We start from the raw sequence: 19,027 nt of genomic DNA on the forward strand, positions 1-19,027 counted from the left end.
ACACCGGCGTTGCGTTCATGCGGCCGCTGTACTACGACTTCCCGGAAGCGGATGAAGCCTATACCGCGAAGGGCGAGTACCTCTTTGCAACCGGCGTTTCTGGTGGCCCCGGTGGTGAAACCGGTCGATGCTGCCGATGGCCTCGCAGAGCAGTCGATCTGGCTGCCGAAGGGGAGCTGGCTGGAGCAGGCCACGGGCAAGCGCTTCACCGGGCCGATGAGCGTGGAGCGCCCGTACGCCATTGACCAGGTGCCGGTCTTCGTGCGGCCGGGCGCGATTGTCCCCGAGCAGCCCGCAATGCTGCACACCGGGCAGAAGCCCGTCGATCCGTTGGTGCTGGAGGTCTATCCGCTGGAAGACAAGCAGCGCAGCAGCTATGAGCTGTACGAGGACTCGGGCGTTTCCGAAGACTACGCGCGCAACGTCGGCACGGCGCGCACCGGCATCACGGCGCAGCAGGCAGGCGACACGTTGACCGTGGCGAAAGCGCCAGTGAAAGGAAGCTACGCGGGCATGGTGGGCCGCCGCGCACTGGAACTGCGCCTGCCTGCGGACTGGCCGCCGGCCAGTGTCAGCGTCAACGGCACACCGCTGAAGCAGCTGCCGACAAGGCCGGCGAGGTCGGCTGGCGCTTCGATGGCGACAGCCTGATGACGATCATCCGCACGCCTTCCTACAGCGCGCACCAGGCGGTGACGGTCATGGTGCGCCGTGCTGCGGGCTCGCTGGCCGCACGGGAAAAGCTCGACGGCGTGCCGGGGCGGCTGCATCGGCTGCGCGAGGCCTACGATGCGCTTTCTAACGATTATCCGTCGGTGCGTGCAGTGCCTGACGCCGTGACCGTGGCGATGCAGACGGGCTCGCGGATCAGCTACCACCCGGAGACCGCCGCAGCGGAGGTTGCGGCCCTGTCGCAGCGGTTTGCCGAAGCGCAGGCCTCCGTGGAAGCGTTGCACCGGCCGGAAGAGGGCAAGCCTCGCGACGAAGCTGCGGCGCAGCGCAGGAAGAAGCACGAAGCCAGCCTGCAACGCGCTCTGGCGAACCTTGCGGCCAGCGACGCGCGGTAGATAGCGACCGATCAGCGGCCTGGAATGGGGGAAGATGTCCTGTTTTCGGACGCGGCGGCGACTGTCCGCGACGGTCGCCCATTGACGACAGTGACAGGAACGTTCTAACTTCACAAAACCCCGCTGCTTCCGGGGGCATTTTCGCGTCTATCAGAAGAGGGAAGGGAGATCGCACCTCATGTCGACGCCCACTGTTCTCGCTCAAGGGCCACCGTCGCCTGCCGGTTCCGCTGCCGGTGTCGCCATTGGCGTCATCCTGAACCAGCGCATCTATGCGGGCGTGCTGGAAAACGGCAAGCTTTCGGGCGAACTGACGGTCTTTCCCGCGACGCCGCTGCCCGAGGACGCAGACGACGACATGAGCCTGGTCGAGATGCACACCGAGGCGATCGTCGAGGCGATCTGCGATAGCGTGTAGTCGCCTGTCCGCGGGCAGAATGTCACGGCCATCGGCGTGGCCATTCCCGGGCTTATCCGCAACGGCATCGTGGAAGAAGCGCGAACTTTCCGCAGCTCAAGGGCGTCAACATCGAGCACCGCGTGGCCAACGCGCTGGCCGACCGCGGGCTCCATGCACGCGTCTGCATCGTGAACGACGCGGACGCGATGGCCGCCGGCCTGGCCTCGACGCATGGCAAGCTCGACCGCAGCATCCGCGTGTGGACGCTGGGCACGGGCATCGGTTATGGCGTCTATCCGTTTATCCCGGGCGTGTGGGAAGGCGGCCACACCGTGGTCACGCTGGACGACCGCGAGCACTACTGCGGTTGCGGCGGGCGCGGCCATCTGGAAGGCATCATGGGCCATCGCGCGATGCGCCTGCGCTTCCTCGATATGGAGCCGGAGGAGGTCTTCGAGGCCGCCAACCGCAGGAAGGATCCCGACCCGCGCTGCCTGGAGTTCAAGCGCCTGTGGCACAAAGCCCTGGCCGCGGCCACATCGAACGCGCTGCACGTCTCTGGTCCGGCAAGTTCTTCATCACGGGCTTCAACACGCGCTTTCTGGACATGAACATGCTGCGCCAGTACCTGCGCGAGATGGTGAAGATGAGTCCGCTGCAAAGCTATTCGCTGGAAGTGGTAGAGGACGACCAGACGACCCGCGTGCTCGGCGCGGCGGTTGCGGCGGCGCAGATGTGCAATGGGTAGCTTGCGCCGGTTCGATAGATTTCTTCAAGAGCACTACGCAATCGAAAGGGCGCAGGTATAGGGGATTTTTCCTCTTCAGGAGTGCCTTTGTCAGGCGTGTGCCTTTTGTTTTGCCATTCCTGCAGGGAATCTGCGCCTTGCTCGTGCAGGTGAGGATACACCCAGAGGAGAAATACTCTAAATCCTGAACTCTCAACCAAAAACCTTGTCATATGTAGGATTGTGTTCCTACTTTTCGCATCCGCCCGTCGCGTTGCAGCTCATAAACCTCATTTCGCCAAAGAATGCGTCGGCTTGTATAACTCATGAGCCAGAAGAAAAACCCCATCAGATCGCGCATCGGGAAAAGAACGACAGTACGCCACAAGCGGCGTTCCCTTACGACATAACGTCCGACCACGAACGCTCGCAGCATACTGCACGCAACGCTGAACAGAAGCAGCGTGAACCCTCCCAGCAGATGCCCCAGTAAAAACGCGCTTCCGCAGGAGAGCAGGCCATAGGCAACAGAGAACGCAAGCCCCGTGCCGAAATGCCCTTTCGGCAGCGAACAGCGAGTGGTCTTCATCCAGCGCACCTGGTGTCGCACGGACTCAACGAAAGAAAGGTTCAGAACAACGCTCTGCCCACGACATAGCTGCTGAGTTCTACCGTGCGGCCAGGCTGCTGACCGATGCGATTGCCTAGGACGAAATCGTCCGCGCAGTAATTTACCAGCGACTCAAAGCCGCCTGAGAGATGCACGCAATCGCGACGAAATGCCATCGTTGGGCCAAGCGCGAAACGCATGGGCTTGAGCATGGCCGAGACCACCACTCCTGAACTCATTTCAATCGACATGCCTGCGGCCTCAAGCAAGGCCCACAAACCGCCTTCCGGCGCGACGCCCCGATAGAGGCACGTCACGCAGCCTACCTGCTCGTCGGCGAAGGGCGCCACTACACGTTGCAGATAGTCCTCTGTGACCTCCACGTCGCTGTCGCTTACCACCCATAAGTCTGTGGATGCAGCGTGGGCCATGATGGAGAGAGCAGAGCTTCGCATTCGCTCCCCACGGTTCACCGCTTACAAGGAACCTGACGGCAAGTCCGGGATATTCGCGGGCCAACTGACGCGCGAGGCGCAGCCCGGCATCATCTTCATGCCGTGCGCAGAACAAGTATTCAATGCGCGTTCCTTGTGTTGTCGCCAGCGCATGGTAATTTTGCTCAAAAAAGCTGCGCAGGTTCTTCTCAAGCTGCGGTTCAGAACCATGCAGCGGCTTCATCACGGTAAGGCACGGGACAAAATCCGCATGGAGAGCATGACGCCGGTTCACTGCGGCGTCCGTCTGACGCGACCGGAGCATAAACCGGAACGCAGCGACAACCACCATGCAGGAATAGCTGGTCGAGGTCACGATCCCGCCCAAGCCCATGACAAAGAAAACAGTGGCGATTTTCATTTACCTTCATTTGTTTTTGCTAACGGAAGAGGAGGGTTAGTGACGGGGAAGTCTCGAGCTTTTGCTGTCAGATGTTCCGCGCGTCCGCTGTAAGGCGTTTCCTCGTCGTGTTTCGGTATACGGTTTTGAAGCGCCATGTATTTAGCGATCTCGGCGAGCGACGTTTTTAGCAAAAACAATACAGAGGGCACAACCGATTCCCAACTATAGCTTGGATTTGATGTCCAGTTTATCCCCACCATGGTTGGGATGGCAATCGACGTCTGTACGCGCTTCGGCGAGCGGGTGCGGCAACTCCGCAAGGAACGGGGGTGGAGGCAGCTAGACCTCGCAGAACACGCCGGCATCAGCGAGAACTACGTTTCCGACCTCGAGTTAGGTCGCAAAGAGGCATGCCTGCGCACAATCCTGGCACTTGCAGAGGCCCTGGGCGTCACGGTCTCTGAAATGATGCAGAGCGTACGGTAGCTTTCGAGAATAAAAACCGCGTACCGAGGCGCATGCCTCTCCTGTTACTTCTGGCACTTCGCGCAGTACACCGTCGTTCTTCCGCCCACGACGATCTTCTTCAGCCTCGTTCCGCAATCCTTGCAGGGCTCGCCGCCACGGCTGTAAACCTTGTGCTCAAGCTGGAAGAAGCCGCGCACGCCGTCGGCGTCGACATAATCGGAAACCGACGAGCCTCCGAGCTGGATCGCGTGCGCCAGCACGGCCTGCAGCGCTGCGTGGAGCCGCGCCAGCTCCGCTTTCGTCAGCTTGCCCGCGGGCTTTGTCGGTCGAATGCTCGCGCGGAAGAGGCTTTCGTCTGCGTAGATGTTGCCCACGCCGTGCAGGATCGACTGGTTGAGCAGAGCGGCCTTGATGGCCAGCTTGCGGCCCTGGAAGAGCGTCGAAAACTCCTCAACACTGACGGTCGTCGGTTCGACGCCGGGGCCGGTGTAGCCGTTGGCGAGTGAGAGCCGACCGAAGCGACGCGGGTCGACGAAGCGCACCTCGCGGCCATCGGCAAGCGAGAGCACGGCGTGGGTGTGTGGGGGCAGCGAGACCTCGGCTTGCGAGACGAGCAGCCGTCCCGTCATGCCAAGGTGTACGAGAAACTGCCCGGCTGGTTTGGCTTTTCGTGCGAGTTCTACGGCGATGGTCTTGCCCACGCGATCGGCACCTTCGCGATGGTCGCGCCGGTGAGCGCTTCGGCGATCTCGTGTTCGGGCGTTTTGAAGGTCTGCGGTTTGCCGCTGGGCCACACCTTCGAGATGCGCTGCCCGCGCACGCGAGCGTCCACACCGTTGGCGACTGTTTCGACTTCAGGAAGTTCGGGCATCCATTCCAAGCATACGTCGGGTCATACACTGTTTCTATGTCCGAAGAGCAGATCGCTGCGAAGTTCTACGCGTACCAGGCCCGTCGTCTCGCGCAGTTGCAGCAGAGCATTGCAAAGTGCTGCGACCGGCTCACCGAAGAGCAGATGGGCCGCCGCGGCGGCGAGCATGAGAACTCTGTCGCGAATCTACTGCTGCATCTGGCTGGAAACCTTCGCCAGTGGGTGATGCACGGTCTTGCGGGAGAGCCCGATGTTCGCGAACGTGATGAAGAGTTCGCGCTGGATTCTTCGTGCACTGCTGCTGAGGCCCGCAACATCTTCGACCGCGCGGTGAACGAAGCGGCTGCGATCATCGCAGCGCTCCCTGCGGAGCGCCTGCTCGAAGTCGTCGACCCGCAGCCAGCCGGGAGCCTGCGCCATCCGACGGTGATGGAAGCCATCATGAAGACGGTGGAGCACGTGAGTCACCACGCGGGCCAGATCATCCTGCTGACGAAACAGATGACCGACACAGACCTCGACCTGAGCCTGCTGCGCAAGCGATGAGCTTCGTTCCGCTACGGAGAAGCGTTATAATGACACAAAGGCGCGGTGATACTGCCCGCGTACTTTGCCTCCCGGAGCCATTCCGCTCGTGATCACCAAAACTCTGCCGAAGTCCGCCGTCATTCTTGGAGCCCAGTGGGGCGATGAGGGGAAGGGCAAGATCGTCGACGTCCTCAGCGAGAAGTTCGACATCGTCGCCCGCTATGCTGGCGGCCACAACGCCGGGCACACGGTCATCATCGAGGGCAAGAAGATTGTTCTGCAGCTTATCCCCTGCGGCGTGCTGCGGCCCAGTTGCGTGGGCGTCATCGGCAACGGTGTGGTGCTCGACCCGGCGGCGTTTCTCGCCGAGGTGAAGAAGCTCAAGGACGCGGGCCTGCCTGCGCACGACCCGGCAGCGAAGCAGCTCTTTATCTCCAACCGCGCGCAGGTCATCCTGCCCTACCACCGCATGATCGAGCTGGCAGCGGAGACCGCTCCCGGTCGCCAGACCATCGGCACGACGCGTCGCGGCATCGGCCCGGCGTACGAAGATAAAATCCACCGCAATGGCCTGCGCGTAGCCGACCTGCTGAACACCTCGCTGCTGCGCACGCACATCAACAACGCCTGCCATGAGAAGAACACCATCGCCGCGGCGCTCTTCGGCACCGAGCCGCTCGACCCCAAGCAGATGTATGAGGAGTACGTCCGCTATGCCGAGCAGATCGCGCCCTACGTCACCGACACCGCCGAGCTGCTGAACAAGGCGCTCGACAACGGCAAGAGCGTGATGTTTGAAGGCGCACAGGGAGCGCTGCTCGACATCGACCACGGGACGTATCCGTTCGTCACCAGCTCGAACTGCACCTCGGGCGGCGCGGTGACCGGCACGGGCGTGGGCCCGACACGCATCGGCACGGTGATTGGCGTCAGCAAGGCCTACGTGACCCGCGTGGGCGAAGGCCCGTTCCCGACCGAGGACTTCGGCGCTGAAGGCGAGCTGCTGGCGCGCCGCGGCAACGAGTTCGGCGCGGTGACTGGGCGTCCGCGCCGCTGTGGCTGGCTCGACCTTCCGCTGCTGCGCTACTCGAACATGATCAACTCCACCGAGTGGCTGGTCGTGACGAAGATGGACGTGATGGATGAGCTTGCGGAGATCAACGTCTGCACCACGTACAAGGTGGACGGCAAGCTGACCGACACAATCCCCGGCGATATCCGCGGCTTCAAGACGATCGAGCCGGTGTACACGACGGTGAAGGGCTGGAACGCCTCGACCGCTGGCATCACCGAGTACGACAAGCTGCCGAAGCTGGCGCAGGAGTACCTGGAGTTCATTGCAAAGGAAAGCGGCGTGAAGATCGGCATGATCTCCACCGGCCCGGACCGCGCGGAGACCTTCTCGCTGCCGGAGTTCGCCGCGATGCTGGCGTAAAAGCTAAGGAAGTAGGAAAGGCGAGGAAGTAGGAAGAAGGAAAAACATTGGAAGGGCGTTTGCGTTACCCAAGGGAAATGCAATACTTTCGGCCTACTTCCTACTTCAACTCACCCGAGACCACCCATGATCAGCTTCACCGTTCGCCTCACCTTTCGCTCGGAAGACCACGCCGAGATTGAGCAGATTCTCTCCGCATTGACGCGCCTTTCGCGGCAGGAACCGGGCTGCGCTGCTTACACGCCGCACTGGGTCGAGGGCGAACCGGACTACCGTGCTCATTTACGAGCAGTACCACGATGAGGCAGCGGTCGAGTTCCACCGCTCGACCGAGCATTTCAAAAGTACGCCATCGGCGGGCTGTACCAGAAGATGCTGGAACGGCAGGTGGAGAACCTGCACGCCATCGCATAACTTCTACGCTTCGCGCATGCCGCATCTAAACCTTTTGACGCGGGAGGCCGCTTCGGTCTACTATCCGCGTACTGCCGATGCGTGCTCCGAGCCCCAATCCGCGCCGCTTCCTCGCTGCTTTGGCGAGCTTCCGTTTTGTCGCACTGGCGCTGGCGTTTGTGTTCCTTTGTCTGCCGGCGGCTGCGTGGCAGCATGGCAAAAAGACCGGCAAGCGCGACCTGCGCACCGAGGTGCAGGCCACCGACGAACAGTGGCGCATGGCCACGACCAGCAGCGACGATGTCGCGATGGACAAGCTGCTCTCGGAGGACTATCTCGGCATCGCGGGAAACGGCCAGGTGATGACCAAGGCGCAGTGGATCGACCGCATTCGCAACCGTTCGCTGCAAATTGCCAGCCTGAAAGTCGATGACCTGAAGGTGAAGCTGATTGGCCAGCGCGTAGCGGTGGTGACGTCATCCATCCAGCTTGAGGGCACGATCGACGGTCGCAGGATCCACGGGCAATACCAGTCCACGCGCGTCTACCAACACAACGCAGGCGGATGGAAAATTACGAACTTCGAGGCAACGCCGCAACGGCCGTATCGCAGTGAGGGCGAAGAACCGGGAGTGGCAAGGAAGTAGGAGAAAACGAGGAAGTAGGAGAGGCTTTGCATTCCCTACTTCCTACTTCCTCGCATTTCCTACTTCCTCGTTTTTACGCAATTTGCCGCGTTTCAACTTCGTTCAACGGAACCCGGCGTGCGGGCCGGGTCACCTGCCGCGTCGCGGTGGCGAGCGTCTGCAGAACGTTCAGGCCCATGGCGCGGCGGAAGAGGGAGCGCGTCATGCCGGTGAGGGCCGCATCTTCAGGCTCGCGTTCGCGGAGCGAAGGCAACTCGCGCGCAAACGAAAGCACCACCGCTCGTTGCGCGCCGTCCTGCGGCTGCACGTCGGGTTTTTCGGCGACGAACGCTGTGGAGCCGTGGCTCGTGCGACGGGCTTCCGCGTTCGCGATGGGCAGAACGTTTGGATGGCTCAACATACGCTTGTCTCCTCCTGGCCCTATCGGCGCTACTGGTAACTAGGATGAGAAAACTTTCGGGTGAGTTGTCCGCTTATGCTGGTTTGCGGAAATGTTGAGCGCGTCAAAAGCCTCTGTTTATGCGGGTCTGGAGGCGTCTAGGGAGGACAAAGCTTTGCCTGCGAGGAGTTACGCCGCAGCTTCTGTAGGATCGTCGGCGAGGGCCGCGCGTAGTCTCGTCCAACTTTCGTTGAGCATCTCGGGCAGCACGCGGGTCTCGGCCGTGACGCTCATGAAGTTAGTGTCGCCGCTCCAGCGCGGGACGGCGTGCAGATGGATATGCTCGGCGACTCCGGCGCCGGCGGCCTCGCCGAGGTTCAGGCCGAAGTTCAAGCCGTCGGGACGGTAGACCTGCCGAAGCGCGCGCTCGGAACGCCGGGCGAGCCGCATCATTTCGTCTGCAACCGCGAGGGGAAGGGCGGCGAGCGAGCTTTCGTGCTGGTAGGGCACGACCATCAGGTGGCCGCCGTTGTAGGGGAAAGCGTTGATGACCAGGAAGCAATGCTCGCCGCGGTCGAGAATCCATGCGGCGCGCTCGGCCTCGTCGCGGGCCATGCCCTGGGCGACGGCCCAGTCGACGGCGGCGATCATGTTGCAGAAAATGCAGTGAAGGTCGCCGGGCCAGCCGTCGAGTTCCAGCGGAACGCCACGCTTCGGCGTCGTGCGCAGCGCGCCGGTCACGTAGGCATAGCGCCAGGGGGTCAGAGACCTGCCGATAGAGGAAGTATAGGAGAGGCAGGAAGTAGGAAAACGAGGAAGAAGGAAAGGCGAGGAGGTAGGAAGTAGGAAAAGCCTGATAAGCGAGGCGGTGCAGGCAACCGCGCCACTTTCCACTTCCTCGCCATTCCTACTTCCTGCCTCTCTCAGGCAACGAAACCGGCGGTCGCTGCGTCTAATCAACAGGTCTCCGGTGGGTGTTGCTATCTGCGTCAGAGAGGCTGCGTGCAGGATTCGCAAAAACTCTGCGAAAATTGACCGTTTCTTCGAAGCGGCTGTACACTTGAAGAAGTAGCCCATGCGTGCGGGACCTGACAACGCGATGGGTTTTTTAGCAACACTCTAGCTCCCGCCCCGACATCACCGACTTGTAGTGCCGGCCTTCGAGGCCGCGTGTCGTCACGCCGCCCGAAATCCGATGCCGCAGGCCGCTGCGAAACGCAGGCGATGCCGGTGCGCCAGAGCCAGCAAACGGGGCCCGGAGAACACGAATTCGTTATGTCCGACCACATCACATCCACCGAGAGCACAGCCCTGAACACCACACTGGAAACCAACGCCCCTGAAGCGACGACCGAGAACGCGGCGTCGACCGAAACCACCGCTACCCACAACCTCGCCGCTGCCGACCACGAAACAGCGCAGACCAAGCCGGTCGCCCTCGCCGCCGAAGAAGAGCCCGAGTACGACGCCGAAGATTTTGCCAAGGCGCTCGAGAACTTCGACCGTGAGCAGGCCGCCGAAAAGGACGCTGCGCAGGCCATGACGAGCGAAGAGTCGATCGTCACCGGCACTGTCGTCAAGATCACCGACAAGTTCGTTGTTGTCGATATCGGCCTGAAGAGCGAAGGCCTGATCCCGCTGGACCAGGTAGTCGACCACACCGGCGCGCCCAAGTTCAACGTGGGTGACTCGGTTGAGGTGGTTGTGGAGCGTGAGGAGCCGGAAGGCGGCTACCTGGTTTCGCACGAGAAGGCGCTGCGCCACAAGGTGTGGGACAAGCTGGAAGAGGCCTGCAACACCAAGACGCCGGTGAAGGGCATCGTCCTTTCGCGCGTCAAGGGCGGCCTGACGGTCGATATCGGCATCAAGGCGTTCCTGCCGGGTTCGCAGGTGGAGGTGCGCCCGGTGCGCAACCTCGACGGCTACATCGGCACGGAGATCGAGGTTCGCGTCATCAAGCTGAACAAGAAGCGCGGCAACGTGGTCATTTCGCGCAAGGAAATCCTCGAGGAAGAGCAGAACGCGAAGAAGGAAGTCACGCTGCAGAACCTCGAAGAGGGCGCTGTGTTTACCGGCGTGGTGAAGAACCTGACCGACTACGGCGCGTTCGTGGACATGGGCGGGCTCGACGGCCTGCTGCACATCACGGACATGAGCTGGGGCCGTCTCACGCACCCGCGCGACCTCGTGAACGTGGGCGACGAGATTCAGGTGAAGGTGCTGAAGTTCGACAAGGAAAAGCAGCGCGTTTCGCTGGGCTTCAAGCAGTTGACGCCTGACCCGTGGCTGGATGCGGTGGAGCGTTACCCGGTGGGTGCGCAGGTGCGCGGCCGCGTGCTGTCGGTCACCGACTACGGCGCGTTCGTCGAGCTGGAGCAGGGCATCGAAGGCCTGGTCCACGTGAGCGAAATGACGTGGTCCAAGCGCATGAAGCACCCGTCGAAGATGGTGAAGCCGGGCGATGAGGTGGACACGATCATCCTGAGCGTGAACCCGAACGATCGCCGCATCTCGCTGGGCATGAAGCAGCTTCAGGAAAACCCCTGGGAGAGCTGGAAGGCAAGTACCCGGTCGGCATGGAAGTGGAAGGCCGCGTGCGCAACCTCACGGACTTCGGTGCGTTCATCGAGATCGAAGACGGCATCGACGGCCTGGTGCACGTTTCGAACCTGTCGTGGACCAAGCGCATCAAGCATCCTTCGGAAGTGCTGAAGAAGGGCGAGAAGGTCAAGGCTGTTGTTCTGGGCGTTGAGCCGGAGAACCGTCGCCTGTCGCTCGGCATCAAGCAGCTTCAGCCCGATGTGTGGGATACCTTCTTCGCGCAGCACCGCGTTGGTGATGTGGTGAAGGGTAAGGTTCTGCGCACGGCTCAGTTCGGCGCGTTCGTCGAGATGGCTGAGGGCGTTGAAGGCCTCTGCCACGTGTCGGAAGCGGTAGACGAGAACGGCCGCCAGGTCGAGCTGCAACGCGGGTGATGAGCACGAGTTCAAGATCGTGAAGATGAGCCAGGACGAGAAGAAGGTTGGCCTGAGCATCAAAGCGGTGGGCGAAGAGGCTTCGCGCGCGGAGATCGAGTCCTACAAGGCCGATCGCGGCTCGAAGGGCCAGGGTGGATCTTCCTCCTCCAGCTCCTCGAACTCCGGCTCGACCACGCTGGGCGACCTGCTCAAGTGGAAGCAGAGCGAGAACGAGTAAGCTCCACGCAAGCAGCAAAAAGGCCACCCGAACGGGTGGCCTTTTTGCTGCCTGCGTGGAGGAAGTAGGGAAAGGCGAGGAAGTAGGAAGTAGGAAAGGCAAGTTGAAGAGATTAAGCTATGGCCACATAGAGCCTGGCGTGCGGGAATGGGTCGGTCAGGGCTTTAGCTCTGGCACGAAAGGCTGGTGAGAAGAGGGCCTTTAGCTCCTGAGGTCACCAGTTGCGCGGCGAATTACGGCGTGAGCCGTTGGCGGTGCGGGCTTTTAAAAGTGGCAGCCAGGATTTTCAGCAGCAGGGAGCGCATCGTTCCCACGGGATACGCGTTCTTCCGCGATGGGCTGATGCATTTTCCGCGCGCAGGGGTATGCTGTCCCCATGCGTACTTTTTCTTTTGCCGTGGCCGCTGTGCTTGCCTTTACTACCGCCGCCGAGGCCCAGCAATTGCCGCAGGACAAACAGCAGCAGATCGCTGCGATTGCGCAGAAAGTGTTGAAGGACACCGGCGTTCCCTCGGCGTCGGTGGCCGTCGCGGTGGACGGCAAGCTGGCCTATGCGGAAGCTTTCGGGCAGGCGAAGCTGCAACCCGCAACGCAGGCCACTGTGGCGATGGCCTACCCCATCGGCTCGATCTCCAAGCAGTTCACCGCGACGGCCGTCCTGCTGTTGCAGCAGGACGGCAAGCTCTCGATCGACGACCCCGTGGCGAAGTGGTTTCCGCAGTTCACGCGCGCGAAGGACGTGAAGCTGCGCAACCTGCTCACCATGACCTCAGGCTACGAGGACTTCGCGCCGCAGGACTACATCATCCCCGCGTGGCTGAAGCCGGTGAGCGCCGCTGCAGCTCGCGACCGAGTGGGCAACCAAGCCGCTGGACTTCGAGCCTGGCGCGGAGTGGCAGTATTCGAACACGAACTTCGTCATCCTTGGGCTGATCGTGGAGAAGGTTTCTGGCAAGCCGCTGATGCAGTTTCTGCGCGAGTGCGTCTTTGCACCGCTGCATCTTGAAGGCATCGTGAACACTTACACCGCGCGCGAAAAGCTGCCGGTGCTGGGCTACGTTTCGTATGCGTTGCAGCCCGTGCATGAGCAGCCTCTCGAAGGCGCAGGCTGGTACTTCGGTGACGGCGACCTCGCCATGCCTGCGTCGACACTGGTGCAATGGGGACCCTCGCGATGGCGCAGCAGAAGCTGCTTTCGCACGCCAGCTACAAGGAGATGGAGACGCCCTTCACGTTGACCGGCGGCAAGAGCTCCGGCTACGGCCTTGGTGTTTTTGTGCGCGATGCGCGGGGCCATCGCATGATCGAGCACGGCGGCGAGGTGGGCGGGTTTGTCGCGGAGAACATAGTGTTTCCTGACGATGGCGTGGCGGTCGCGGTGCTGACGAACGAGGTGGCTTCGGACGCAGCAAGCGAGATCGCACACGGGGTCATGCCGCTGGTGCTGCCCGCGGTGAAGAAGCCTGCCGAGCCTGCGTCGCCTGTGGCGGAGGCGCTGAAGAAGCTGTTGCCGGAGTTGCAGCAGGGCACGGTGGACCGCACGGCGCTGACGTTGAACTGCTCGGCGTATTTCTCGCCCGAGGCGCTGGAGGACTTCAAGGCAACACTCGCACCGCTTGGCGCGTTGAAGGAGGTGTCGCCGCAGAGGACATCGCTGCGTGGCGGCATGACCTTCGGTCTTTACGTCGCAAAGTTCGAGAAAGGCGCGGTGAGGATTACGACCTACGCGACCAAGGACGGCAAGCTGGAGCAGTTGCTGGTGGTGGGTAGGGAGTAAGCGCGTCCATGGGAGTGTGAGTTGCTTCGAATGCGTTTGTTGCGAAAAGAGGCTCGTGTGGTCTGTGCCGTGGGCCTGTTGCGCTGTGCAGGAATCGCAGGGGAAATCTACCCACAGAACGCTGAACCGGGCCGTTGGCCCTACCTCTTGCCTCCAAATCTCTTCGGCAACAAGACAGAACGCAGATTCCCTGCGGGAATGACAAATCAAAGAGCTACACCTGAAGGAAGGGCCCATTGGGGCGAAAGTCTTGCTCATCGTCCTTTGCGTTTGGTGTGCTTCGCCTTCTTCGCGCGTTTGTGTTCTTTTGTACTCTTCTTCTGCTTCGCCGCTTTTTTGCGTTCGCCGAAGGCGCGTGGTGAGCTTGGGTTCGCGCTCTTGCCTGGGCCGAACTCGATGGTGGGTAAGAGCGCGAACTGTAGCCGTCGTTGCACGCGGTCGATGCGGTCGAGGATGACTTCGATGCGCTGGCCGGGCTTGAAGACATGGCCTGAGCGTGCGCCGACGATGGTGCGGTCCGTGTCGCGGAAGCTCCAGTGGTCGCCGGGCAGGGAGCCGATCGGCACCATGCCTTCGAGGAACAGCTCGTCCAGTTCGACGAAGAAGCCGTATTTCGTCACCGAGAGGATCATGCCGCTGAAGTCCTCGCCGATCTGTCGGCCATGAACTTCATCTTCTTCCACTCGATCAGCTCGCGCTCGGCGTCGGCGGCGCGGCGTTCGGTCTTCGAGCACTCGTCGGCGATGTCGTTTGAACTCCTGCACCTCCAGTTCGATCCGAATCTTCAACTCTAAGCCCTTGTCCCTGGGGAACCTATCCTCTTTCCATGGCTGTTTGTCCGTCGAATGAATCGCGCCGCCGGCAGCGAAGCTCCGTCGCGAAGCATCGCCCGCAGCAGCCGGTGCACGATGAGGTCAGGGTAGCGGCGGATCGGCGAGGTGAAGTGCGTGTACTGCGGGAGGCCAGCGCGAAGTGGCCTTCGTTCTGCTCGGAGTAGCGTGCCTGTTTGAGCGAACGCAGCATCAGGTAGCTGAGGATGCGCTCCTCTGGGTGGCCGCTGATCTTCGTATCAGTCTCTGGTACATCTGCGGCGTGACGGGGACCTTCTCTAGAATCTCGTGTTGTCTGCGAGCGTCATGGCCGCGTCCACGTGATTACTGGCTGCACGGCGGTCGATCTTTCATCGTCCAGCTTCTTCACCGGCATCGCCCCGATGCCGAGTGTCTGGCCAAAGCTGGCGGCGGTCTCTTCGAACTCCACGATGCGCTTCGGATCGGGCATCTCGTGGATGCGGTAGATCGATGGAATCTGCTGCGATTCAATCCACGTGCGCAACGCACTCGTTCGCGCTCAGCATGAACTCTTCGATCAGGCGATGCGACCATCCGCGCTCGGAACGCACGATGGCTTTCATGTTGCCGTTCGGGATCAAACTGCACGACAGGCTCGGGCAGGTCGAAGTCGATGGAGCCACGGCGTACTCGTTTGCGGTTGAGCCGCAGCGCCAGTTCGAGCATTGCGTCGAACCTCTGCTGGCATCCCTGGCTGCTCCAGCTCGACGCGCTCGCGTTCGGCGAGGTCTTCGGCAGTGGTTGGCTAGAGGGTTTCCGGGTAAGACTGCCCAGCGTTCAGGCACGCCTGCACATTGGTGTAGGTGCAGCGGCGTGCAGAGCGGATGATGCCTTCGGCGACGCGATAGCCTACGATCTCACCTTCGGCGTCGATCTCCATCACGCAGCTCATCACCAGGCGATCTTCATCTGGCAGTAGCGAGCACATACCGCTTGATAGCGCATGCGGGCAGCATCGGTACGGCGCGGTCAGGAAAGTAGACGCTGTTGCCGCGTACGCGAGCTTCTGTGTCCAGCGCCGATGCTGGGCAGCACATACGCGCTCACATCGGCGATGTGGACCTGTAGTTCGGTGTTGCTTGTTCGGGAGCTAGCGTACGAAGTACCGCATCGTCGAAGTCCTTTGCCGTTTCTCCGTCTATCGTCGTAACCGGGGAACTCGCGAAAGTCTTCGCGTAATGCAAGCTCTCGTCATCGAGCGTGACTTACGTGATTGCCGAGCCTGATCTTCGGCTTCAGCAAGCACGTTCGGCAGGAAAGGTGTGCGGCAGATGGTGCTTGCGGATGATGATTTCGACGTCAACACCGAAATCATCTGGATGGCCCAGGACTTCGATGATGCGGCCAAGCGCGGGTCGACCTGGCTGAGGGAAGCGCGTAATCTCGACATCTACCGCCATGCCCTCAAGCTTTCGATCATGTCTGGCGGCTTCGTTTTGCGCTTTGCTTCATCACCGAGCGTTCTGTTGGCATCCGCTTCGTGGTCGGCGACGACCTCTTCACCGTCGGGGATGGAGATCGTGCCCGCTGACTCGCTCATCGAGCGGAGTGACGTAGTTTGTCGGCTAGTCCAGATTCGTTGTATCCCGGCGAGCGGCTAGCCGTGCGAGCGTAGTGGAAGATGCCGACGACGGTCGGATTACGCCGCGTCAGCACACGCGCAATTCTGCCCAGAGCGTCTGCCGTCGCGGCCCGGGGGTATTCGTCCACAAGAACCACGTCTCCGCCCATCGCGCCGTTTAACTCATTGGGAGCAATGAAGATATCCCCGAAGCCGCAGCTTGCGGCCGGCTGTCGCGGATCCGGTCAGGGCGAACAAAGCCGAAGCCGTCGCGGTGCATATCGAGACGCCCACTGATCAGCCGATCTCGTCCGGAGCGCGTTTCCTGAGCTTCAAAGCCATCCCAAAGGCCGCGGACGGTGGGCTGGCCGGATTTGTGCGGACGTGTCGGAGCGCGTCTTTGGGGCGAGGGAGAGACCACATGCTCATTTCCAAGGCGTCACCAACTCTCGCTCGGGCCATCATCCGGGTCAATTGCTCCAACAGAAGACGCCGTTCCCGACCGCCGCCAAGCCCCAGTTCCCGGATCAGTTGCTTGTATCCCGCCTTTGCTCCTGGCGAGCGGCTAATGCGGTTCAGAAGATCGCGATCGCTGCGAGGGTAAGGTCCACGAGCCATTTGCCGAGGATATCAGGGTTGAGGGATGAGAGAGCAGGGGCGAACCAGCGGCGGTGAGCGAAGACCGGTTGTCAGGAAAATATGCCGGCGTCTGCGGTACGATGAATCGTCAACAAGCCCATTCCCGCAGCGCACCCGCTGCACAACGTTACTGGAGCCCGTATGCGTCTTTGTCGTTTCTTCCATGCCGTGGCGGCGGCGCTTGCCGTGGCCAGCGCCGCGTGCGCAGGTCAAAGCGCCCAGCAAGCCAACTTTACCCAGCGGCACGCCGGTAGTCAGCGTGCCCTATGCCGATAACGCGCTGAACTTCCAACGGCTCGGCTCGCTGCATATGCGGCTTGCGTTCAATGGCGGCGCGGATTCCGGCTTCCAGATCGACACCGGATCGGTGGGCATCATGGTTTCCGCCGACGAAATCCCCGGCTACACCGGCAAGGGCGAACCCGGCGAGATCACCTACTCGTCCTCGGGCGTGCACCTGACTGGCACATGGGAGACCGTGGACGTGAAGTTCGTCGACGCAAAGATGCCCGATGGCTCGCCGGTGATTGCGCACATGCCAGTGCTGGCTGTGACGCGGCGCGAGTGCCTGGGCACGGGCGTCAACGCAGCCAAGTGCTCGCCGGGGCCGGGCCATCCGCATATGCTCGGCATCGGCTTTGGCCGTGGCGACGGCAGTGACTGGAAGGTGCAGCAGCGCAATGCCTTCCTGATGCTCAACGCGATGCAGCAGGGCCGCATGAGGCGCGGTTATGTGCTCACGACCAAGGGCGTGCAGCTCGGCCTGAGCGCCGAAGTCCTTCCAGGGCGACTGGAAGTGGCAGAAGCTGTTGCCGCGCGAGTCGGCCCCGCCCAGCGACTCCAACGCGCCGAAGGACTGGACGACCGCCGCGGGCACGCTGGCGGTGCAGGGCAAGGCGCTGTCCATGGGCACAGTGCTGATCGACACCGGGTTGACCAACATGATGATTTCCTCGCCCGGCGTGCCCCAAAGCGGCGACATTCCCGACGGCGTGCCGATCAAGGTCTATCTGCTCGGCGGGCAGTTGAGCTACGAGTTCACCACCGGCGACCAGCACGACCCCGAAACGCCGCGCAAAGTAAGCTGGCGCGCGCCTGAAAGATGCCACCTTCGTCAACACCGGCCTGCGTGCGCTGGCGCACTTCGACTACGCCTATGACGCCGACGGAGGATACCTCGGCCTGAAGTTCCGTCCGTAAGCATTCGGTAGGAGGCAGGGAATTTCTCCCGCGTCCTCCGCGGGCTTTTCTCTGCGTCCTCTGCGTTCTGGTTCTTCGCCGACACTGGCAAAAAAACTCAAACGCAGAGGACGCAGAGTTTTAACGCAGAGGACGTGGAGAGCGTCCTCCTACCTCGGTGCGGCCGTCCATCGTTTCGGCCACCACCTCGTTCTTCTCATCCAGCTCAATCACTGCCGTCAAGGGCGATCTTCCACCACGGCGCATCAACGGAACATCGCCCAGAAAGCGCGGATCGCGCAGCACCACCACCGTCGTCTGCCGTGGAACGATCGTCGGGTCGGCGCGCTCCAGTGTGGTCCACGGCATCGGCGACCAGTCGAGGTACGCCCGGCCCAGCGGCGACGCCAACGCCTTCCGCAGCGTGGGGGCCTGCCGTGTTCGCCTTCGCAATGGATCGCCGTCCGCTATCGCTTCTCCGCGCAGCGTGTCGATCTCCGCGAGCTGGTACGCCGGGCCAAAATCCGTCACCGCGTGCCAGCGGAAGATGCTCAGCGGTTGCCCGGGCTGACCAGGCTCCGCTGCACGCGCAGGTACTGGTGCGACGGCAACGCTACAGATTCCGGCGGTGCCTCCGCATCGACCGCCATCGCCTGCGCCTGCGCCAGTTGCACAGCCTTCGCGTGCTCCCAGGCGCGCACGCCGTAGTAGACCGCAATCAGCGCCAGCACCACCTGCGCCGGCGTCGTCGTGACAAAACCGCCACGCGCCCGACTGCTCGTAATCTCGCGCTGTACCAGCCGCAGCAGCCACGGCAGCAGCAACCCCGCCAGCAACAACAGGAACAACACCGGATCGAAGATGAACACGATCGACGCTGCATACCAGCGCGTGTGGAAGGGCGCAAACGGGCGCAGGCCGTAGTTGTTCGTGAAGTCCAGCAGCAGGTGCGAGCCCAGCGCCAGCAGCACCAGCAGGTACAGCGTTCCCCAACGCACCGGCGCCGCTGTCAACGGGCGGTTTCCCTCATGCCGCCGCAGCCGCCAGCGATGCACGCCGTAAAACATCGCGACCACGAGCGCTGCCTCGAACGGCAGGCCAACGAACGTATGCGTCAGGCCGCGATGATGCGCAAACCCCTCCACCGGGCCGCGCAGCCCCCACAGCGTGTCGATGTCGGGAAACTCCGCCGCCACGGCCATTGCCGCCGTGGCATACGCCGCACGGCGATTGGGCCCCGACCGCGCCAGCACAGCGCCCGTAAGTACATGCGTTACCGGTTCGATGGTGTTGTCTCCTGCTCTTCAAGGTCAGGTCAGCAGCATTTTCCCCCCTCATTCTATGCGGATACGGGCTCCGCGTTCTCTGCGTAAAACTCGGCGCCCTCTGCGTTCGAGTTTCTTGCCGGCATCGGCGAAGAACCAGAACGCAGAGGGCGCAGAGAAAAACGACGCAGAGGGCGC

29 protein-coding genes and 2 pseudogenes are annotated in these 19,027 nt (G+C 62.1%); 16 read left to right on the forward strand and 15 right to left on the reverse strand.

Annotation, left to right across the window (positions count from 1 at the left end; translation table 11 throughout):
* Positions 1-51: 51 nt before the first annotated feature.
* The 5 genes from QM699_RS00055 (at position 52) to QM699_RS00075 (ending at position 2,215) form a co-directional block, all read left to right on the forward strand.
* A complete protein-coding gene (locus QM699_RS00055) occupies positions 52-651 on the forward strand; it encodes a DUF5110 domain-containing protein (RefSeq protein ID WP_415009263.1) in 600 nt (199 codons plus the stop codon).
* Positions 651-1,067 carry a hypothetical protein gene (locus QM699_RS00060; protein WP_415009264.1) on the forward strand — a complete coding sequence of 139 codons (417 nt, stop codon included), beginning with the start codon at positions 651-653 and terminating at the stop codon, positions 1,065-1,067. The genes QM699_RS00055 and QM699_RS00060 overlap by 1 nt, the downstream gene beginning before the upstream one ends.
* A gap of 178 nt (positions 1,068-1,245) precedes the next feature.
* Complete coding sequence (locus tag QM699_RS00065) at positions 1,246-1,485, forward strand: hypothetical protein (protein ID WP_415009265.1); 240 nt, start codon at positions 1,246-1,248, stop codon at positions 1,483-1,485.
* 122 nt (positions 1,486-1,607) lie between these two features.
* Positions 1,608-2,078, forward strand: a complete 471-nt coding sequence (locus QM699_RS00070) for an ROK family protein (RefSeq protein WP_415009266.1) — start codon at positions 1,608-1,610, stop codon at positions 2,076-2,078.
* A 2-nt stretch (positions 2,079-2,080) separates the two neighbouring features.
* A complete protein-coding gene (locus QM699_RS00075) occupies positions 2,081-2,215 on the forward strand; it encodes a hypothetical protein (protein WP_415009267.1) in 135 nt (44 codons plus the stop codon).
* 208 nt (positions 2,216-2,423) lie between these two features.
* Here QM699_RS00075 and QM699_RS00080 read toward each other — a convergent pair whose 3' ends face one another.
* A complete protein-coding gene (locus tag QM699_RS00080) occupies positions 2,424-2,783 on the reverse strand; it encodes a hypothetical protein (RefSeq protein WP_415009268.1) in 360 nt (119 codons plus the stop codon).
* Positions 2,784-2,824: 41 nt separating this feature from the next.
* The gene (locus QM699_RS00085; protein ID WP_415009269.1) at positions 2,825-3,259 is read right to left on the reverse strand and encodes a glycosyltransferase; all 435 of its coding nucleotides are present in this window, start codon (positions 3,257-3,259) and stop codon (positions 2,825-2,827) included.
* Between QM699_RS00085 and QM699_RS00090 the strand changes: the two genes are divergently transcribed.
* Positions 3,234-3,752 carry a hypothetical protein gene (locus QM699_RS00090; RefSeq protein WP_415009270.1) on the forward strand — a complete coding sequence of 173 codons (519 nt, stop codon included), beginning with the start codon at positions 3,234-3,236 and terminating at the stop codon, positions 3,750-3,752. The genes QM699_RS00085 and QM699_RS00090 overlap by 26 nt on opposite strands.
* A 156-nt stretch (positions 3,753-3,908) precedes the next feature.
* Positions 3,909-4,127 (forward strand): helix-turn-helix domain-containing protein, encoded by a 219-nt coding sequence (locus QM699_RS00095; RefSeq protein ID WP_415009271.1) that lies wholly within the window; start codon positions 3,909-3,911, stop codon positions 4,125-4,127.
* A 44-nt stretch (positions 4,128-4,171) separates the two neighbouring features.
* On the opposite strand, the gene QM699_RS00100 is transcribed toward QM699_RS00095, so the two are convergent.
* Together QM699_RS00100 and QM699_RS00105 are read right to left on the reverse strand one after the other, a co-directional pair.
* Positions 4,172-4,810, reverse strand: a complete 639-nt coding sequence (locus QM699_RS00100) for a DNA-formamidopyrimidine glycosylase family protein (protein WP_415009272.1) — start codon at positions 4,808-4,810, stop codon at positions 4,172-4,174.
* The gene (locus tag QM699_RS00105; RefSeq protein WP_415009273.1) at positions 4,789-4,980 is read right to left on the reverse strand and encodes a DNA-formamidopyrimidine glycosylase family protein; all 192 of its coding nucleotides are present in this window, start codon (positions 4,978-4,980) and stop codon (positions 4,789-4,791) included. The genes QM699_RS00100 and QM699_RS00105 overlap by 22 nt, the downstream gene beginning before the upstream one ends.
* A 36-nt stretch (positions 4,981-5,016) precedes the next feature.
* Here QM699_RS00105 and QM699_RS00110 point away from each other — a divergent pair, with 36 nt between their 5' ends.
* The 3 genes from QM699_RS00110 (at position 5,017) to QM699_RS00120 (ending at position 7,983) form a co-directional block, all read left to right on the forward strand.
* Positions 5,017-5,526, forward strand: a complete 510-nt coding sequence (locus QM699_RS00110; protein WP_415009274.1) for a DinB family protein — start codon at positions 5,017-5,019, stop codon at positions 5,524-5,526.
* 88 nt (positions 5,527-5,614) lie between these two features.
* Positions 5,615-6,943 (forward strand): adenylosuccinate synthase, encoded by a 1,329-nt coding sequence (locus QM699_RS00115; RefSeq protein ID WP_415009275.1) that lies wholly within the window; start codon positions 5,615-5,617, stop codon positions 6,941-6,943.
* Positions 6,944-7,434: 491 nt separating this feature from the next.
* On the forward strand, positions 7,435-7,983 hold the full coding sequence (locus QM699_RS00120; protein WP_415009276.1) for a nuclear transport factor 2 family protein: 549 nt from the start codon (positions 7,435-7,437) through the stop codon (positions 7,981-7,983).
* Positions 7,984-8,056: 73 nt separating this feature from the next.
* Here QM699_RS00120 and QM699_RS00125 read toward each other — a convergent pair whose 3' ends face one another.
* Together QM699_RS00125 and QM699_RS00130 are read right to left on the reverse strand one after the other, a co-directional pair.
* Entirely contained in the window at positions 8,057-8,380 is a 324-nt protein-coding gene (locus QM699_RS00125; RefSeq protein WP_415009277.1) for a hypothetical protein, read from the reverse strand.
* A 171-nt stretch (positions 8,381-8,551) separates the two neighbouring features.
* Complete coding sequence (locus QM699_RS00130; protein ID WP_415009278.1) at positions 8,552-9,103, reverse strand: HIT family protein; 552 nt, start codon at positions 9,101-9,103, stop codon at positions 8,552-8,554.
* A 429-nt stretch (positions 9,104-9,532) separates the two neighbouring features.
* Between QM699_RS00130 and QM699_RS00135 the strand changes: the two genes are divergently transcribed.
* The 5 genes and pseudogenes from QM699_RS00135 to QM699_RS00155 all read left to right on the forward strand — a co-directional run.
* Entirely contained in the window at positions 9,533-11,074 is a 1,542-nt protein-coding gene (locus tag QM699_RS00135) for a S1 RNA-binding domain-containing protein (protein WP_415009279.1), read from the forward strand.
* The gene (locus QM699_RS00140; protein WP_415009280.1) at positions 10,957-11,337 is read left to right on the forward strand and encodes a S1 RNA-binding domain-containing protein; all 381 of its coding nucleotides are present in this window, start codon (positions 10,957-10,959) and stop codon (positions 11,335-11,337) included. Before QM699_RS00135 ends, QM699_RS00140 begins: the two co-directional genes overlap by 118 nt.
* A 25-nt stretch (positions 11,338-11,362) precedes the next feature.
* Positions 11,363-11,557, forward strand: a complete 195-nt coding sequence (locus QM699_RS00145) for a hypothetical protein (RefSeq protein WP_415009281.1) — start codon at positions 11,363-11,365, stop codon at positions 11,555-11,557.
* A 376-nt stretch (positions 11,558-11,933) separates the two neighbouring features.
* The gene (locus QM699_RS00150) at positions 11,934-12,563 is read left to right on the forward strand and encodes a serine hydrolase domain-containing protein (protein WP_415009282.1); all 630 of its coding nucleotides are present in this window, start codon (positions 11,934-11,936) and stop codon (positions 12,561-12,563) included.
* Positions 12,463-13,334: pseudogene (locus tag QM699_RS00155) on the forward strand (serine hydrolase domain-containing protein); the annotation flags it as partial. The gene QM699_RS00150 and the pseudogene QM699_RS00155, both read left to right, overlap by 101 nt.
* 254 nt (positions 13,335-13,588) lie before the next feature.
* On the opposite strand, the gene QM699_RS00160 reads toward QM699_RS00155, so the two are convergent.
* The 7 genes and pseudogenes from QM699_RS00160 to QM699_RS00190 all read right to left on the reverse strand — a co-directional run.
* The gene (locus tag QM699_RS00160) at positions 13,589-14,122 is read right to left on the reverse strand and encodes a S1 RNA-binding domain-containing protein (RefSeq protein ID WP_415009283.1); all 534 of its coding nucleotides are present in this window, start codon (positions 14,120-14,122) and stop codon (positions 13,589-13,591) included.
* A gap of 2 nt (positions 14,123-14,124) precedes the next feature.
* On the reverse strand, positions 14,125-14,265 hold the full coding sequence (locus QM699_RS00165; RefSeq protein WP_415012649.1) for a hypothetical protein: 141 nt from the start codon (positions 14,263-14,265) through the stop codon (positions 14,125-14,127).
* Positions 14,266-14,468: 203 nt separating this feature from the next.
* Positions 14,469-14,669 (reverse strand): hypothetical protein, encoded by a 201-nt coding sequence (locus QM699_RS00170; protein WP_415009284.1) that lies wholly within the window; start codon positions 14,667-14,669, stop codon positions 14,469-14,471.
* Positions 14,670-14,930: 261 nt separating this feature from the next.
* Positions 14,931-15,113, reverse strand: a complete 183-nt coding sequence (locus QM699_RS00175; protein ID WP_415009285.1) for an RNB domain-containing ribonuclease — start codon at positions 15,111-15,113, stop codon at positions 14,931-14,933.
* Positions 15,091-15,222 (reverse strand): RNB domain-containing ribonuclease, encoded by a 132-nt coding sequence (locus QM699_RS00180; RefSeq protein WP_415009286.1) that lies wholly within the window; start codon positions 15,220-15,222, stop codon positions 15,091-15,093. The genes QM699_RS00175 and QM699_RS00180 overlap by 23 nt, the downstream gene beginning before the upstream one ends.
* 198 nt (positions 15,223-15,420) lie before the next feature.
* Positions 15,421-15,585, reverse strand: coding sequence for a hypothetical protein (locus QM699_RS00185; RefSeq protein ID WP_415009287.1), 165 nt, complete (start codon positions 15,583-15,585; stop codon positions 15,421-15,423).
* A gap of 136 nt (positions 15,586-15,721) precedes the next feature.
* Positions 15,722-15,952: pseudogene (locus QM699_RS00190) on the reverse strand (hypothetical protein); the annotation flags it as partial.
* A 692-nt stretch (positions 15,953-16,644) separates the two neighbouring features.
* Here QM699_RS00190 and QM699_RS00195 point away from each other — a divergent pair.
* Positions 16,645-17,484: a hypothetical protein gene (locus QM699_RS00195; protein ID WP_415009288.1), complete on the forward strand. Its 840-nt coding sequence runs from the start codon at positions 16,645-16,647 to the stop codon at positions 17,482-17,484.
* A gap of 221 nt (positions 17,485-17,705) precedes the next feature.
* Here the strand turns inward: QM699_RS00195 and QM699_RS00200 are convergent, their stop codons facing one another.
* Together QM699_RS00200 and QM699_RS00205 are read right to left on the reverse strand one after the other, a co-directional pair.
* Positions 17,706-18,095, reverse strand: coding sequence for a hypothetical protein (locus tag QM699_RS00200; RefSeq protein WP_415009289.1), 390 nt, complete (start codon positions 18,093-18,095; stop codon positions 17,706-17,708).
* A 20-nt stretch (positions 18,096-18,115) separates the two neighbouring features.
* A complete protein-coding gene (locus QM699_RS00205) occupies positions 18,116-18,850 on the reverse strand; it encodes a metal-dependent hydrolase (protein WP_415012650.1) in 735 nt (244 codons plus the stop codon).
* Positions 18,851-19,027: the final 177 nt, after the last annotated feature.

Origin of the sequence: Amaricoccus sp. (assembly GCF_047602525.1) — a bacterium.
In the GTDB taxonomy this organism is placed as follows: Bacteria; Pseudomonadota; Alphaproteobacteria; order Rhodobacterales; family Rhodobacteraceae; genus Amaricoccus.

Bases quoted from the DNA above. Each gene is read 5' to 3' on its own strand.
- QM699_RS00055 (WP_415009263.1), top strand. From the start codon at position 52: ATGAAGCCTATACCGCGAAGGGCGAGTACCTCTTTGCAACCGGCGTTT.
- QM699_RS00060 (WP_415009264.1), top strand. From the start codon at position 651: ATGACGATCATCCGCACGCCTTCCTACAGCGCGCACCAGGCGGTGACG.
- QM699_RS00065 (WP_415009265.1), top strand. From the start codon at position 1,246: ATGTCGACGCCCACTGTTCTCGCTCAAGGGCCACCGTCGCCTGCCGGT.
- QM699_RS00075 (WP_415009267.1), top strand. From the start codon at position 2,081: ATGCTGCGCCAGTACCTGCGCGAGATGGTGAAGATGAGTCCGCTGCAA.
- QM699_RS00080 (WP_415009268.1), bottom strand. From the start codon at position 2,783: ATGAAGACCACTCGCTGTTCGCTGCCGAAAGGGCATTTCGGCACGGGG.
- QM699_RS00090 (WP_415009270.1), top strand. From the start codon at position 3,234: ATGATGGAGAGAGCAGAGCTTCGCATTCGCTCCCCACGGTTCACCGCT.
- QM699_RS00085 (WP_415009269.1), bottom strand. From the start codon at position 3,259: ATGCGAAGCTCTGCTCTCTCCATCATGGCCCACGCTGCATCCACAGAC.
- QM699_RS00095 (WP_415009271.1), top strand. From the start codon at position 3,909: ATGGCAATCGACGTCTGTACGCGCTTCGGCGAGCGGGTGCGGCAACTC.
- QM699_RS00105 (WP_415009273.1), bottom strand. From the start codon at position 4,980: ATGCCCGAACTTCCTGAAGTCGAAACAGTCGCCAACGGTGTGGACGCT.
- QM699_RS00110 (WP_415009274.1), top strand. From the start codon at position 5,017: ATGTCCGAAGAGCAGATCGCTGCGAAGTTCTACGCGTACCAGGCCCGT.
- QM699_RS00120 (WP_415009276.1), top strand. From the start codon at position 7,435: ATGCGTGCTCCGAGCCCCAATCCGCGCCGCTTCCTCGCTGCTTTGGCG.
- QM699_RS00145 (WP_415009281.1), top strand. From the start codon at position 11,363: ATGAGCCAGGACGAGAAGAAGGTTGGCCTGAGCATCAAAGCGGTGGGC.
- QM699_RS00150 (WP_415009282.1), top strand. From the start codon at position 11,934: ATGCGTACTTTTTCTTTTGCCGTGGCCGCTGTGCTTGCCTTTACTACC.
- QM699_RS00175 (WP_415009285.1), bottom strand. From the start codon at position 15,113: ATGTGCTCGCTACTGCCAGATGAAGATCGCCTGGTGATGAGCTGCGTG.
- QM699_RS00180 (WP_415009286.1), bottom strand. From the start codon at position 15,222: ATGTGCTGCCCAGCATCGGCGCTGGACACAGAAGCTCGCGTACGCGGC.
- QM699_RS00185 (WP_415009287.1), bottom strand. From the start codon at position 15,585: ATGGCGGTAGATGTCGAGATTACGCGCTTCCCTCAGCCAGGTCGACCC.